The organism is Pseudomonas sp. MS01C9, assembly GCF_058202755.1.
Map to the genome: position 1 here is coordinate 1,037,983 of NZ_CM177073.1, position 13,663 is coordinate 1,051,645.

At 60.2% G+C, this 13,663-nt stretch carries 13 protein-coding genes; 4 read left to right on the forward strand and 9 right to left on the reverse strand.

The window, feature by feature from the left end:
* The first annotated feature begins 147 nt into the window (after positions 1-147).
* Both AC1M7R_RS04875 and AC1M7R_RS04880 read left to right on the forward strand, forming a co-directional pair.
* Complete coding sequence (locus tag AC1M7R_RS04875) at positions 148-1,296, forward strand: efflux RND transporter periplasmic adaptor subunit (RefSeq protein WP_072394972.1); 1,149 nt, start codon at positions 148-150, stop codon at positions 1,294-1,296.
* 13 nt (positions 1,297-1,309) lie between these two features.
* On the forward strand, positions 1,310-4,339 hold the full coding sequence (locus AC1M7R_RS04880; protein ID WP_072394974.1) for a multidrug efflux RND transporter permease subunit: 3,030 nt from the start codon (positions 1,310-1,312) through the stop codon (positions 4,337-4,339).
* Between the two features lie 51 nt (positions 4,340-4,390).
* Here AC1M7R_RS04880 and AC1M7R_RS04885 read toward each other — a convergent pair whose 3' ends face one another.
* The 5 genes from AC1M7R_RS04885 to colR form a co-directional block, all read right to left on the reverse strand.
* Positions 4,391-4,618, reverse strand: coding sequence for a hypothetical protein (locus tag AC1M7R_RS04885; protein ID WP_072394976.1), 228 nt, complete (start codon positions 4,616-4,618; stop codon positions 4,391-4,393).
* Positions 4,619-4,620: 2 nt separating this feature from the next.
* A complete protein-coding gene (locus tag AC1M7R_RS04890) occupies positions 4,621-5,331 on the reverse strand; it encodes a lipopolysaccharide kinase InaA family protein (RefSeq protein WP_072394978.1) in 711 nt (236 codons plus the stop codon).
* Positions 5,332-5,335: 4 nt separating this feature from the next.
* Positions 5,336-6,004, reverse strand: coding sequence for a class I SAM-dependent methyltransferase (locus tag AC1M7R_RS04895; protein ID WP_072394980.1), 669 nt, complete (start codon positions 6,002-6,004; stop codon positions 5,336-5,338).
* Between the two features lie 142 nt (positions 6,005-6,146).
* Positions 6,147-7,424: a sensor histidine kinase gene (locus tag AC1M7R_RS04900; RefSeq protein WP_072394982.1), complete on the reverse strand. Its 1,278-nt coding sequence runs from the start codon at positions 7,422-7,424 to the stop codon at positions 6,147-6,149.
* Positions 7,414-8,097 (reverse strand): two-component system response regulator ColR, encoded by a 684-nt coding sequence (gene colR / locus AC1M7R_RS04905; protein WP_072394984.1) that lies wholly within the window; start codon positions 8,095-8,097, stop codon positions 7,414-7,416. The genes AC1M7R_RS04900 and colR overlap by 11 nt, the downstream gene beginning before the upstream one ends.
* Positions 8,098-8,326: 229 nt before the next feature.
* Between colR and AC1M7R_RS04910 the strand changes: the two genes are divergently transcribed.
* Positions 8,327-9,070, forward strand: coding sequence for a phosphatase PAP2 family protein (locus AC1M7R_RS04910; RefSeq protein ID WP_072395455.1), 744 nt, complete (start codon positions 8,327-8,329; stop codon positions 9,068-9,070).
* A 103-nt stretch (positions 9,071-9,173) separates the two neighbouring features.
* Here the strand turns inward: AC1M7R_RS04910 and groL are convergent, their stop codons facing one another.
* The 4 genes from groL to AC1M7R_RS04930 all read right to left on the reverse strand — a co-directional run bounded on the left by groL (position 9,174) and on the right by AC1M7R_RS04930 (position 12,719).
* Positions 9,174-10,820: a chaperonin GroEL gene (gene groL, locus AC1M7R_RS04915; protein ID WP_072394986.1), complete on the reverse strand. Its 1,647-nt coding sequence runs from the start codon at positions 10,818-10,820 to the stop codon at positions 9,174-9,176.
* Positions 10,821-10,872: 52 nt separating this feature from the next.
* The gene (locus AC1M7R_RS04920; protein WP_072394988.1) at positions 10,873-11,166 is read right to left on the reverse strand and encodes a co-chaperone GroES; all 294 of its coding nucleotides are present in this window, start codon (positions 11,164-11,166) and stop codon (positions 10,873-10,875) included.
* Positions 11,167-11,409: 243 nt separating this feature from the next.
* Entirely contained in the window at positions 11,410-11,886 is a 477-nt protein-coding gene (locus tag AC1M7R_RS04925) for an FxsA family protein (RefSeq protein WP_072394990.1), read from the reverse strand.
* Between the two features lie 101 nt (positions 11,887-11,987).
* Positions 11,988-12,719 (reverse strand): HugZ family pyridoxamine 5'-phosphate oxidase, encoded by a 732-nt coding sequence (locus AC1M7R_RS04930; RefSeq protein ID WP_072394992.1) that lies wholly within the window; start codon positions 12,717-12,719, stop codon positions 11,988-11,990.
* Positions 12,720-12,877: 158 nt separating this feature from the next.
* On the opposite strand from AC1M7R_RS04930, the gene AC1M7R_RS04935 reads away from it, so the two are divergent.
* Positions 12,878-13,636: an SDR family oxidoreductase gene (locus tag AC1M7R_RS04935; protein ID WP_072394994.1), complete on the forward strand. Its 759-nt coding sequence runs from the start codon at positions 12,878-12,880 to the stop codon at positions 13,634-13,636.
* The last annotated feature ends 27 nt before the right edge of the window (positions 13,637-13,663 follow it).

Sequence of the window (13,663 nt, forward strand, 5' to 3'; positions counted from 1 at the left end):
GGGCGAAGCCGCCTGGGCCGAGCCCCTTGAAATTTCAGGAATAATCCTACGCGACAGCCCCCCGACAACATCTGGAATCCCCCGCACACTCGGAGTAAGGTGCCCGCCTGACTGTATTTCTTTTAGGCTTTTCCAAGGAAGTGGAACATGCTGCGACGCCGCATGCTGATCATGTTGGGTGTTGTCCTGCTGGTGGTGCTGTTGCTGGCTGGCTACAAGGCCTTCTCCGTTTACCAGCAGATCCAGATGTTTTCTGCACCGAAACCGCCCATCAGCGTGGCAGTGGCCACCGCCGCCGAACAACCCTGGCAGGCGCGACTGCCCACCGTTGGCAGCCTCAAGGCACTGCAAGGCGTGGACCTGAGCCTGGAGATCGCCGGGACCGTGCAGAAGGTGCTCTTCCAGTCGGGACAAAAGGTCAAGGCCGGCCAGCCCCTGCTGCAACTGGACAGTGATGTCGAAACCGCCCTGCTGGAAACCGCCCAGGCGGACCTTGGCCTGTCGCAACTGGACTTCGGCCGCGGCCGGCAGCTGGTAGGCAGCCAGGCGATCTCCAAGGGCGAATTCGACCGGCTCGGGGCGCAACTCAAGAAGAACCAGGCCACGGTCAACCAACTGAAGGCTTCGCTGGCCAAGAAACAGATCGTCGCGCCGTTCAGCGGCACCATCGGCATTCGCCAGGTGGATGTCGGCGACTACCTGGCCAGCGGTACGGTAATCGCCACCCTGCAAGACCTCAGCAGCCTCTACGTGGATTTCTATGTGCCCGAACAGACGGTGCCCAGGCTTGCCATTGCCCAACCGGTCAACGTGAACGTATCGGCCTATCCGGGCCAGACCTTCGTCGGCACCATCAGCGCCATCAACCCCAAGGTCGAGGACAGCACTCGCAACGTACTGGTGCGCGCCACCCTGGCCAACCCCGACGGCAAGCTGCTACCCGGCATGTTCGCCAGCCTCCAGGTGATCCTGCCGGAGATGGCTGCCGGCATCGTCGTACCGGAAAGTGCCGTGACCTACACCCTCTATGGCAACTCCATGTACGTGGTGACGCAGAAGAAAGCCGCCGACGGCAGCACTGAAAAGGATGACAAGGGCCAGCCAGTGCTGATCGCCGAACGGCGTTTCGTCGAGACCGGTGAGCGCCGTGACGGTCAGGTGCTGGTCTCCAAGGGCGTGCAAAGCGGTGAACAGGTCGTGATCGCCGGCCAGATCAAGCTCGATAACGGCACCCCCGTCGCCATCAGCGATGACAAGACCCTGACCGAACAGAACAGCCCGCCACGCGCGGACTGATCAAGGAATCCCCATGGCTTTTACCGATCCGTTCATCCGCCGCCCGGTGCTCGCCACCGTGGTCAGCCTGTTGATCGTTCTGCTGGGCTTCCAGGCCTGGAGCAAGTTGCCCCTGCGGCAATACCCGCAAATGGAAAACGCCCTGATCACGGTGACCACCGCCTATCCGGGGGCAAACGCCGAGACCATCCAGGGCTATATCACCCAGCCGATGCAACAGAGCCTGGCCAGCGCCGAGGGCATCGACTACATGACCTCGGTCAGCCGCCAGAACTTCTCGGTGATCTCGGTCTATGCCCGCATCGGCACCAACAACGACCGGCTGTTCACCGAGCTGCTGGCCAAGGCCAACGAAGTCAAGAACGAGCTGCCCCAGGACGCGGAAGACCCGGTGCTCAGCCGTGAGGCGGCCGATGCCTCGGCGCTGATGTACATCAGTTTCTACAGCCAGGAACTGAGCAACCCGCAGATCACCGACTACCTGTCGCGGGTGGTCCAGCCCAAGCTGGCCACCCTCCCTGGCATGGCTGAAGCGGAAATCCTCGGCAACCAGGTCTTCGCCATGCGCCTGTGGCTGGACCCGGTCAAGCTCGCCGGCTTCGGCCTGACCGCCGCCGACGTGACAGCTGCCGTGCGCCAGTACAACTTCCTCTCGGCCGCCGGCGAAGTGAAAGGCGAATACGTCGTCACCAGCATCAACGCCAATACCGAGCTCAAGACCGCGGAAGCCTTCGCCGCGATTCCGCTCAAGACCGAGGGTGACAGCCGCGTGCTGCTACGGGACGTGGCGCGGGTGGAGATGGGCGCGGAAAACTACGACACCATCAGCTCCTTCGGGGGCACCCCCTCCGTTTACATCGGCATCAAGGCCACCCCCGGCGCCAACCCGCTGGACGTGATCAAGGAAGTACGCCGGGTCATGCCGGAACTGGAAGCCCAGCTGCCGTCGAACCTGAAGGCCGAGATCGCCTATGACGCGACGCTGTTCATCCAGGCTTCCATCGATGAAGTGGTGAAGACCCTCTTCGAAGCCGTGCTGATCGTCATCGTCGTGGTCTTTCTCTTCCTCGGTGCGCTGCGTTCGGTCGTCATCCCGGTGGTGACCATCCCGCTGTCGATGATCGGCGTGATGTTCTTCATGCAGTTGATGGGCTACTCGATGAACCTGCTGACGCTGCTCGCCATGGTGCTGGCCATCGGCCTGGTGGTGGACGATGCCATCGTCGTGGTGGAGAACATCCACCGGCATATCGAGGAAGGCAAGAGCCCGTTCGACGCTGCGCTGGAAGGCGCCCGGGAAATTGCCATGCCGGTGGTCTCGATGACCATCACCCTGGCAGCGGTGTATGCGCCGATCGGCCTGCTGGAAGGCCTGACAGGCGCCTTGTTCAAGGAGTTCGCCCTGACCCTGGCCGGTGCCGTGGTGATATCCGGCATCGTTGCCCTGACCTTGTCGCCGATGATGTGCGCCATGCTGCTGCGGCGCGACGAAAACCCTTCGGGCCTGGCTCATCGCCTGGATGGCATGTTCGAACGCCTGAAAAGCCGCTACCAGCGCATGCTCCACGGCACCCTCAATACCCGGCCGGCGGTGCTGGTATTCGCGGTGATCGTATTGCTGCTGATTCCGGTGCTGGTCATGTTCACCAAATCCGAGCTGGCCCCCGATGAAGACCAGGGCATCATCTTCATGATGGCCAGCGCGCCACAGCACACCAACCTCGATTACCTGAACGCCTACACCGACCACTTCCTCACGATCTTCAAGGAATTCCCGGAGTACTACTCCTCGTTCCAGATCAATGGCTACAACGGCGTCCAGTCCGGTATCGGTGGTTTCCTCCTCAAGCCCTGGAACGAACGCGACCGCACCCAGATGGAAATCCTGCCTGAAGTCCAGGAACGACTGGAGACGATACCGGGCCTGCAGATCTTCGGCTTCAACCTGCCTTCCCTGCCGGGCACTGGCGAGGGGCTGCCCTTTGCATTCGTCATCAACGCGCCGAAAGACTACGCGACGCTGCTGGAGATTGCCGAGCGGGTCAAGAAACGCGCGCTGGAGTCCGGCAAGTTCGCCTTCATGGACATCGACCTGGCCTTCGACAAACCCGAGGTCGTCGTGGACATCGATCGCGCCAAGGCCGCCCAGATGGGCGTATCGATGCAGGACCTTGGCGGCACCCTCGCCACGCTGCTGGGGGAATCGGAAATCAACCGCTTTACCATCGAAGGGCGCAGCTACAAGGTCATCGCCCAGGTAGAACGCCCCTACCGGGACAACCCGGACTGGCTGAACAACTATTACGTCAAGAATGCCCAGGGCGAATCGCTCCCCCTGTCCACGCTGATCAAGGTCAGTGATCGGGCTCGACCGCGGCAGTTGAACCAGTTCCAGCAGCTCAACGCAGTCACGATTTCAGGTTTTCCCATCGTCAGCATGGGCGAGGCGATCGAGACGGTTCGCCAGATCGCCCAGGAAGAAGCGCCAACGGGGTTCGCCTTCGACTATGCAGGCGCATCGCGTCAGTTCGTCCAGGAAGGCAGCGCACTGTGGGTCACCTTTGCCCTGGCCCTGGCAATCATCTTCCTGGTACTGGCCGCCCAGTTCGAGAGTTTCCGGGATCCACTGGTCATCCTGGTGACAGTGCCGCTGTCCATTTGCGGAGCACTGATTCCGCTGTTCCTCGGCTGGTCGAGCATGAACATCTATACCCAGGTAGGGTTGGTGACGCTGATCGGCCTGATCAGCAAGCACGGGATCCTGATCGTCGAGTTTGCCAACCAGTTGCGCAAGGAACAGGGGCTGGCACCAAGGGAAGCCGTGGAGCAGGCCGCCTCGATTCGCTTGCGGCCAGTACTGATGACCACCGCGGCGATGGTGTTTGGCATGGTACCGCTGATCCTGGCCACGGGTGCCGGGGCGGTCAGCCGCTTCGACATCGGCATGGTGATTGCCACCGGCATGTCCATCGGCACCCTGTTCACCCTGTTCGTACTGCCCTGCATCTACACGCTGCTGGCCAAGCCGGACAAGACTGCATGAAATGAAAAGGCCTCGTACAAGCGAGGCCTTTTCATTCTGGTTTCGTGAAACTCAACTCTGTGGCCTCATGCCTTGGGAAAGACCGAACATGAACAGCAACAGGTCCTGATCCGGCCTGACCGCCTCACTGGCCTTGGCCACCCGCGGCAATGGGCAATGTGCATCGGTGTGGGAGGCATTGAGGATCTGCGAACGAGGCTGTTCCCAGACAGCCACCGCCATCGATGTCACTGCCAGGGCTCCCACCAGGAACACACCTCTAGCAATTTCCAATTTCATCGTCATAAGCCTTTGATAGCGCTGCCAAACGCCGCCTCATAAAAGTAGACGAGTTTTCTCCAGTCAGACTCGCTGAACGACGAATGGCGACGCAGCTGCTTCAAGTCATGGGAGGCGGCACTTCGGGCAGTCAGTCGCTGGCGGCACTTCTCCAGGTCCAACAGGGCCACCTCGGCCTTGGCAAACTCGCCCTCGCCGCTGACCCGCACAAACACATGCTTCATATAGAGGCAGCCGTGTTGCCAGCGACCTTTGTGCATGCGAGCCAGGTTCTCAGCCAATGCCTGGAGGAAACGCTCATGCAGCGCTTCGCCATGACGCTCGCGTTCGCCTGCGGCATACCACTGTTCCAACTCCACGAAGCCATCCAACGCATGGGTCACCAACAGTGCACGCCATTTATGGACCGGATCGCGCTGGGCGCCGCAAAAGATGATCTGGGGGACGCCAACGTCCAGCCGAGTCAGAGCCAGCAGCGCGTCCTGCTCGCGCAGTACGGTTGGCCGACCAAACGGATGGAAAAAGCTGCGGTACACATGACCGATCTGACGCTTGGCGTACAGTAGATTGCCGTCATCATTGTGGATCCGCTGCACACCGCTTTCACCGCCACGGCGCACATTGGGTGCTTCGACCCACTCCCCCTGCTGGTTCCAGAAGTGATCGAAATTGCCAAGGTGAACCGTCGGTACCTCTTGCGCCTGCGCAACCATGCTGTTACCTCTTGCGTAATACATAAACTCGCCACATGGCATAGAGCGGTAGGAAATCCAATCGTTCTTGAATACGGAACCCAGTCTGTCGGAATTCTTCCTCGACTGTAGCGGCCGGTAACACAAATCTGTTCTGGTAGTCTTTCTGCCCACGTGAACGTTCCAGGCGCTTGCGCTTCCAGGCCTTGAAATTGCCATCGACCCACAATGAAACGATCACGCTGTCTCGACTGACACGCTGGAATTCCCGCAGGATCGCCAGTCGGTGCGCGGCTTCACCGATGTGGTGCAACAAACGCATGCAAAAAATGCTGTCGACGGCGTTATCAGGCAAGGCAATGTCGAACGCAGATGTGTGCAAAGGTCGTACCCGTTTTACGACATCGGTCGGCTGGGCCTTCAATGCCGTCATGAGCATCGCCTCGGAATTGTCCGCACCGATGATGACGCGATTAGGTTTTTCCGCCAGCAAGGGCCAGAAACGCCCGGCACCACATGGCAAATCCAGCACCAGGCCAGGATCCCCCGCAAGCGCCAATGCCCGCCGGGCCAGTTGCTCGTCACGCTGATGGGAAAGGCGCCGACTCAAGCCGTCACGGTGTTTATGCAGGTATTGCTGGGCATGCTGCTCGTCGTACTTTTCAGAGAAATCGAGCTTGATGGCATTTGACATGGTGAGAAGCCTCCATTACTGAATGGCTTCCACCTTAGGGTTGGGCATGTTGGCGTCAGGTCATGTCTTTGTGAAAACTTCGTCGTGTAAACGGCCGAATGTTTTCAAGACTTTTCGACATGCAAGGAGGTGACGGGAACGTTCAAGGCTGCGGATTCAAGTCCACTTCGAAATGGCAACCGTTAGGCTCCATGGTGCTGAGGCTCACCGTCCAGCCCTGGTTCTCACAGATTCGCTGCACCAGCGACAGCCCCAACCCAAGCCCTTCTCCGCGTTTTTCGTTGCCGCGTACGAACGGTTCGAACATCGCCTCGCGCTTCTCCTCGGGAATACCGACCCCGCTGTCCTCGACCACGAACCCGCTGGAATTCAGCGTGAGGCGAATGAACCCCTGGTCTGTGTAGTGCAAGGCGTTGCGCAACAGGTTGCCCATGACGGCTGTCAGGAATGTCGCGTTGTACAGGGTATCGGGGGGATGCCCGGGCTCGAAGATCAGTTCCAGGCCCTTGGACTCGATCGGGGTTCGCCACAACCCGATGAGGTTATCGGCGACTTGGCCCAGCGTCATTCGAGGGGACATGCCACTGTCTTCACGCTGGGTCCTGGCGAGCATCAGGAAGGTCTGCACCAGCTCACGCATCTCTTCACTGGCGCGGTTGATACGCTCGACCTGGGTGCGACCGCGTTGATCCAAGGCCGGGTTCTCCAGCAACAGCTCGCAGGACGTCGCCAGCACCATCAACGGAGTGCGCAACTCGTGACTCACATCACTGGTGAACAACCGTTCCCGCGTCAACGCCTGGCGCAAACGCCCCAGCGTGGCGTCGAATGCCACGGCAAGTTCGCCCACCTCATCGGCGGCATAATCGGGGGCCAACGGCGGGGCGAGCCCGAGGAGCTGGTCTCGATGGCGCACTTGCTGGGCCAGGCGCACCACCGGCGCCATCACCCGACGAGCCAGGACCCAACCCAGGAACACTGCAAGCGCCAGGCTGAGCACGAACCCCACCAGCACCACGGCGAACAGTACCCGTTCACGCTCCTCGAAATCGCTCTGGTCTTGCAGCAGCACGTAGTGCCGACCGTCCACGATCTCCACCATGGCATGATAGGACAACTGCTCCCGGAACACTTCATGGAAACCGCGTTCCAGATGACGCAGATCCTTGGGCAACTCGAAGTCGCCCGGGCCACCACTGAAGTAGAACAGCTGGTCGGGTTCCGGGCGATGGCTCCAGTCCGACACGCTGTCCATCAGCAACAGGCGCTGCAGGTCGCCTCCCAGCCCGGCGGAAATCAACTTTTCTTCCACCAGATGGACCGTCGCCACGATGCCCATGGCGAACGCTCCGGCCACCAACGCGCTCATCAGTGCAAAAGCGATGATGATCCGTTGGGCAAGGCTCTGCTTAAACTCCATCTCGGCCCTCGGCCAGGCGATAACCCACGCCGTGCACGGTATGCAGCAGGGGTTTGTCGAAAGGCTTGTCGATCACCTGGCGCAATTGGTGAACGTGGCTGCGCAGGCTGTCGCTGTCCGGGCAGTCGTCGCCCCACAAGGCTTCCTCGAGGATTTCCCGGCGCAACACGTGGGGGCTCTTCTGCATCAGTACTGCCAGCAGCTTCAGGCCGACCGGGTTGAGCTTGAGCAGCTTGCCTTCGCGTGTCACTTCCAGGGTGTCGAGGTCGTAGCTCAGGTCGCCGACCTGCAAGGCGCGCCGACCGCCGCCCTGGGTCCGACGCATCACGGCTTCGATCCGTGCCGCCAGTTCCGACAGGGCAAAGGGTTTGATCAGGTAATCGTCGGCCCCGGATTTGAAACCTTGCAAGCGATCATCCAGTTGGTCGCGAGCCGTGAGCATGATCACGGGCGTGTCGCGCCGGGCATCTTCCCGCAGGCGCTTGCACAAGGTGTAGCCGTCGATCCCCGGCAGCATGATATCGAGCACGATCAGGTCGTAGTGCTCGGTCGCGGCCAGATGCAACCCCGACAAACCGTCCTGTGCGCAATCGACCGTATAGCCTTTGAGCCCCAGGTAATCGGCCAGGTTGGCCAGGATGTCACGGTTGTCTTCAACCAACAGAATTCGCATGGGATCTCCTCCGCTCACGCTAGACGGTCTTCGTGGCCCGCGCAGCTTAAGGCCAAGCGTCGCTTCCGGCTAGAGGCGCATCTTTGGTCCTCGCCGGTGAACCTTGAGGGGACCTTTCCGGAAAAAGGATCTTGACGAGTTTTTCACCGGGCATTCACACCTCCCCAACGCAGCGCCGGGCAGACTGCGCGCATTGCCGTTCATGAACACTGCCATCGAAGGTACCGCCATGGTCCACACAGCCATCCGTCCCGCTTCCAGACCCTTGAATTTCCGGATCGCCCTGGGCGTGCCCGCCGTGGTTGCCCTGATTCTGGTGCTACTGGAGGCGACGACCGTGGACATGGACCTGGCCAGGCTGTTCTACGACCCGGCCGGTGGTGGTTTCATCGGCCGGCACAGTTTTTTTCTGGAAGACATCCTGCATGACCGGGCCAAACAGATGGTCATCGGTTTTTCCGTGCTGGCGATCCTCGGTTTCATCGGCACGTTTTTCGTCGCCCGACTCAAACCCTTCAAACGCGAGATGGGCTGCCTGGTCTTATCCCTGGCCCTGGCGACTTCTTTCGTTACCCCGATGAAAGCCGTGACGGCGGTGCAATGTCCCTGGAGCCTGAAGGAATTTGGCGGCAGCGAAGCCTACAGTGAACTGCTGAGTCCTCGCCCTGCCACCGACAAGCCTGGCCGATGCTGGCCCGGCGGCCATGCGGCGACCGGCTTCACCTTGTTTGCGCTGTTCTTCGCCCTGCGCGACCGTCGCCCGCGCCTCGCCCGCCAGACGCTGGTATTGGCCTTCGCCCTGGGCACGGTGTTTTCTGTCGGTCGGATGATGCAGGGAGCACACTTCTTTTCCCACAATGTGTGGACGGCGGTGTTCTGCTGGCTGATTTGCCTGGGATGTTATTACTACATCCTGTACCGGCCAGCTTCCACAAATGAGTCGGTAGCCGAGGCGCGTCCCGCCAATGCCTGAACGGGATAGCCACACCGCCATTTCGAGCTAACATTTTTGAAGCGAATAAAAAACCCCGCCTGCTGACGCAGACGGGGTTTTTCAGTACAGGGGTAAGGCTGGCTTACATCATGCCGCCCATGCCACCCATGCCGCCCATGTCTGGCATGCCGCCGCCAGCTGCACCTTCTTTCTTCGGTGCATCAGCAACCGCAGCTTCGGTGGTCAGGATCAGACCGCCGATGGAAGCAGCGGCCTGCAGGGCCGAACGGGTCACCTTGGTTGGGTCCAGGATGCCCATTTCGATCATGTCGCCGTACTCGCCAGTGGCAGCGTTGTAACCGAAGCTGCCCTCGCCGTTCTTGACCTTGTCGACCACAACGCTTGGCTCGTCGCCGGAGTTGGCAACGATCTGACGCAGCGGCGCTTCAACAGCGCGACGCAGCACAGCGATACCAACGTCCTGATCGGCATTGTCGCCTTTCAGTTGGGTCAATGCTTCCAGAGCACGGATCAGGGCTACGCCACCGCCAGGTACCACGCCTTCTTCAACGGCTGCACGGGTAGCGTGCAGGGCGTCTTCAACGCGGGCTTTCTTCTCTTTCATTTCGACTTCGGAACCGGCGCCAACCTTGATCACCGCAACGCCGCCGGACAGCTTGGCCAGACGCTCTTGCAGTTTTTCACGGTCGTAGTCCGAGGAAGTTTCGGCAACCTGGGCACGGATCTGTGCGATACGCGCTTCGATGTCGCCTTGTACGCCAGCACCGTCGACGATGATGGTGTTTTCCTTGGACAGGGTCACGCGCTTGGCATTACCCAGGTGCTCCAGGGTCGTGCTTTCCAGGCTCAGGCCGATCTCTTCGGAGATTACGGTACCGCCAGTCAGGACGGCGATGTCCTGCAGCATGGCCTTGCGACGGTCGCCGAAGCCTGGAGCCTTGACGGCCGCGACCTTGACGATGCCACGCATGTTGTTCACGACCAGGGTCGCCAGGGCTTCGCCTTCGACGTCTTCGGCCACGATCAGCAGTGGACGGCCAGCTTTGGCAACGGCTTCCAGCACCGGCAGCATTTCGCGGATGTTGGAGATCTTTTTGTCCACCAGCAGGATCAGCGGGCTTTCCAGCTCGGCAACCATGGTGTCTGGCTTGTTGACGAAGTACGGGGACAGGTAGCCGCGGTCGAACTGCATGCCTTCGACAACCGACAGTTCGTTTTCCAGGCCCGAACCTTCTTCGACGGTGATCACGCCTTCTTTACCGACTTTTTCCATGGCTTCAGCGATGATGTCACCGATGGAGTTGTCGGAGTTGGCAGAGATGGTGCCGACCTGGGCAATCGCCTTGGAGTCAGCGCAAGGCTTGGACAGGCCCTTGAGCTCCTTGACGATGGCGATGGTGGCCTTGTCGATACCGCGCTTGAGGTCCATCGGGTTCATGCCGGCAGCGACAGCCTTCAGGCCTTCGTTGACGATCGACTGAGCCAGAACGGTGGCGGTGGTGGTGCCGTCGCCCGCGTCATCGTTGGCACGGGAGGCAACGTCCTTGACCAGCTGCGCGCCCATGTTTTCGAAACGATCTTCGAGTTCGATTTCCTTGGCTACGGAAACGCCGTCCTTGGTGATGGTCGGAGCGCCGAAGCTTTTCTCGATGATCACGTTACGGCCTTTCGGGCCCAGGGTCGCTTTTACTGCGTCAGCCAGGACATTGACACCGGTGAGCATTTTCTTGCGGGCGGAGTCGCCGAATTTAACTTCTTTAGCAGCCATGATCGATATTCCTTAAATACTTTGTAGTAACGGGAAAAATGGGCGGGAGAAATCAGCCTTCGATAACAGCGAGGATTTCGTTCTCGCTCATTACCAGCAGGTCTTCGCCGTCGACTTTCACAGTGTTGCTGCCGGAGTAAGGGCCGAACACAACCTTGTCACCCACTTTCACGGCCGGCGCACGTACTTCACCGTTTTCCAGTGCCTTGCCTGGGCCTACAGCGAGAACTTCACCGTGGTTGGCTTTTTCAGCAGCCGAACCTGGCAGGACGATACCGCCAGCGGTTTTCTTCTCTTCTTCGCTGCGACGGATGACGACGCGGTCATGCAGAGGACGAAGCTTCATTGTCGATCTCTCCTAATTTTGGTTTTCATCGGCCGGTGTATTCCCGGCGGGTTTAACAAAAGCCGGCAAAGCCGGATGCGGTTCGTCAGCCGAACCGCGGAAGTCTGTCCAGTGTTGCCACCGGGAACCTTGCGGTGACCGATACATAAGGGCGTACAAGACGATTACAAGGGCCGGGACGAAAAAATTTTCTTCCGGCGCCCCGAAAACGAACACGGCACCCGAAGGTGCCGTGCGGTGGGTCTACTTGGAGTCGCGGTGTTCGAACTCGCCTTCGATCACGTTCGGCTCTCGGCCCAGGGGCTCCCGCGGTGCCGGGCCGCCACGAGGCTGTAGATCGTCGGAAAAGGCACGCTGGCGCATGGCCTGCTCTTCGGCACGCTGGCGCATCTTGTTGGCCAGCATCCGACGGGTGAAAGGCAACAGCATGATCAGGCCCAGCACATCGCTGATGAAGCCTGGCAGGATCAACAGGCCACCGCCCAAGGCCAGCATCAGGCCTTCGAGCATGGTCTGGGCGGGCAGTTCGCCACGGTTCAGGCTTTCACGAGCACGCAGTGCCGTGGCGAGACCGGCGATACGCAATACGAATACGCCGAGCATGGAGCCGAGAATCACCAGCAAGAGGGCCGGGAAAAACCCGATCGCACCGCTGACCTTGACGAATACAAACAGCTCCAGCACCGGGAATAGCAGGAAGAGCAACAAAAAAGGGCGCATCAAAGGGTTCCTCAACGCAAGAATGCCTGGTGGCCTGTACTCGAATCAGCCACATAGGCCACCAGCTATGAAACCCTAAATGACGTCACCCTTTCGTGAATTCAAGCGTCGGCCTCTGCATTTTTTGGCCATTGTTCGGCGTGAGCCAGATAAACCAAGGCTTCGCGTACTTGTGTCGGCGTGTTGCAAGGTGCCTGGAACGCCAGCCAATGCAGTCCTTGGCCGATGCGCAGGTGCATGCCTTCACTGTCGATGCCTACCAGTTGCGCCGGCTCGGTCCTGGGAAGATTGGCCAATTCCACATAATGAGCAATGGCCTTGGCATGATCGGCATTCATGTGCTCGATCATGCTCGCCTCCGCCTTGCCAGCGAAGGGGTTCGCAAGCGTAATCCGGTCGATCCAGTGAATGGCGCCGAAGCCACCGATATAGCGGTGGCGCACCGGGCTGAGCACCCAGAAATCGAAATCGTGGGCCTGGTGGTAGTTCCGCGACTCGGGGAAGTAGCGGTAATAGCGCTCGGCGGCGGCCTCGATGGCTGCGCTGTCTTCGAGCTTTTGCGCCTCGGCCAGATAGGTCAGGCGCCCCACGGCCTGCACGTCCTCGGCTCCCCGTTCGCCCACCAGCATCGAGCATTTGGGGTCTTTTTGCAGGTTATGGGTGTGCTGGGCGATGCGGCTGATCAGGATCAGCGGCCGGCCCTGCTCGTCCAGGCAGTAAGGCACCACGGAACCGAACGGAAAGCCGGGCATGGACTTGGAATGGGTGGAGAGCATTCCACGGTATTCCTTGAGCAGCAATTCTCGTGCATGCTTGGCAACGTCAACGCTCAATTTATGACTCCTTTAGTGAAAGCCGTCTAAAAACGGTCAGGCGTTCGGGCTATGTTTCAGCCCCTCAACGGGCAGTTCTCTGCGCAGCTGAACGACCGTCGCCGATCGAGAGGCCGTCACAGGGCTCCCCTTCACCGCTGCGCCACCGGGACATGAGAATGCAACTCACCGACAAAGTAATCATTATCACCGGCGGTTGCCAGGGTCTGGGCCGCTCCATGGCCGAGTATTTCGCCGACAAAGGCGCAAAGCTCGCCCTGGTGGACCTCAATCAGGAAAAACTCGACCAGGCGGTTGCCGCCTGCAAGGCCAGGGGCGTCGAGGCCCGCGCCTACCTGTGCAACGTCGCCAATGAAGAACAGGTCAGCGACATGGTCGCCCGGGTGGCCGAAGATTTCGGAGCGATCCACGGGCTGATCAACAACGCCGGGATCCTGCGTGACGGCTTGCTGCTCAAGGTCAAGGACGGCGAAATGACCAAGATGAGCCTGGCCCAGTGGCAGGCAGTGATCGATGTGAACCTTACGGGGGTGTTTCTGTGCACCCGCGAGGTGGCCGCGAAGATGGTCGAACTGAAGAACAGCGGTGCCATCATCAATATTTCCTCGATTTCCCGGGCGGGCAATATCGGCCAGACCAACTATTCGGCCGCCAAGGCCGGCGTGGCAGCCGCTACCGTGACCTGGGCCAAGGAACTGGCGCGCTACGGTATCCGTGTGGCCGGCATCGCACCGGGCTTTATCGAGACAGAGATGACCCTGGGCATGAAACCCGAGGCGCTGGAGAGAATGACCAGCGCCATTCCCCTGAGACGCATGGGCAGGCCTGAAGAGATCGCCCATTCGGCGGCCTATATCTTCGAGAACGACTACTACACCGGCCGCATTCTGGAGATGGATGGCGGGTTGCGGATGTAGAACCGCCACGTCCCCTTGCGGGAGCGG

What these genes read in the sequence shown, in the direction of transcription:
- AC1M7R_RS04875 (WP_072394972.1), top strand. Translation starts at nt 148, where the DNA reads ATGCTGCGACGCCGCATGCTGATCATGTTGGGTGTTGTCCTGCTGGTG.
- AC1M7R_RS04880 (WP_072394974.1), top strand. Translation starts at nt 1,310, where the DNA reads ATGGCTTTTACCGATCCGTTCATCCGCCGCCCGGTGCTCGCCACCGTG.
- AC1M7R_RS04885 (WP_072394976.1), bottom strand. Translation starts at nt 4,618, where the DNA reads ATGAAATTGGAAATTGCTAGAGGTGTGTTCCTGGTGGGAGCCCTGGCA.
- AC1M7R_RS04890 (WP_072394978.1), bottom strand. Translation starts at nt 5,331, where the DNA reads ATGGTTGCGCAGGCGCAAGAGGTACCGACGGTTCACCTTGGCAATTTC.
- AC1M7R_RS04895 (WP_072394980.1), bottom strand. Translation starts at nt 6,004, where the DNA reads ATGTCAAATGCCATCAAGCTCGATTTCTCTGAAAAGTACGACGAGCAG.
- AC1M7R_RS04900 (WP_072394982.1), bottom strand. Translation starts at nt 7,424, where the DNA reads ATGGAGTTTAAGCAGAGCCTTGCCCAACGGATCATCATCGCTTTTGCA.
- colR (WP_072394984.1), bottom strand. Translation starts at nt 8,097, where the DNA reads ATGCGAATTCTGTTGGTTGAAGACAACCGTGACATCCTGGCCAACCTG.
- AC1M7R_RS04910 (WP_072395455.1), top strand. Translation starts at nt 8,327, where the DNA reads ATGGTCCACACAGCCATCCGTCCCGCTTCCAGACCCTTGAATTTCCGG.
- groL (WP_072394986.1), bottom strand. Translation starts at nt 10,820, where the DNA reads ATGGCTGCTAAAGAAGTTAAATTCGGCGACTCCGCCCGCAAGAAAATG.
- AC1M7R_RS04920 (WP_072394988.1), bottom strand. Translation starts at nt 11,166, where the DNA reads ATGAAGCTTCGTCCTCTGCATGACCGCGTCGTCATCCGTCGCAGCGAA.
- AC1M7R_RS04925 (WP_072394990.1), bottom strand. Translation starts at nt 11,886, where the DNA reads ATGCGCCCTTTTTTGTTGCTCTTCCTGCTATTCCCGGTGCTGGAGCTG.
- AC1M7R_RS04935 (WP_072394994.1), top strand. Translation starts at nt 12,878, where the DNA reads ATGCAACTCACCGACAAAGTAATCATTATCACCGGCGGTTGCCAGGGT.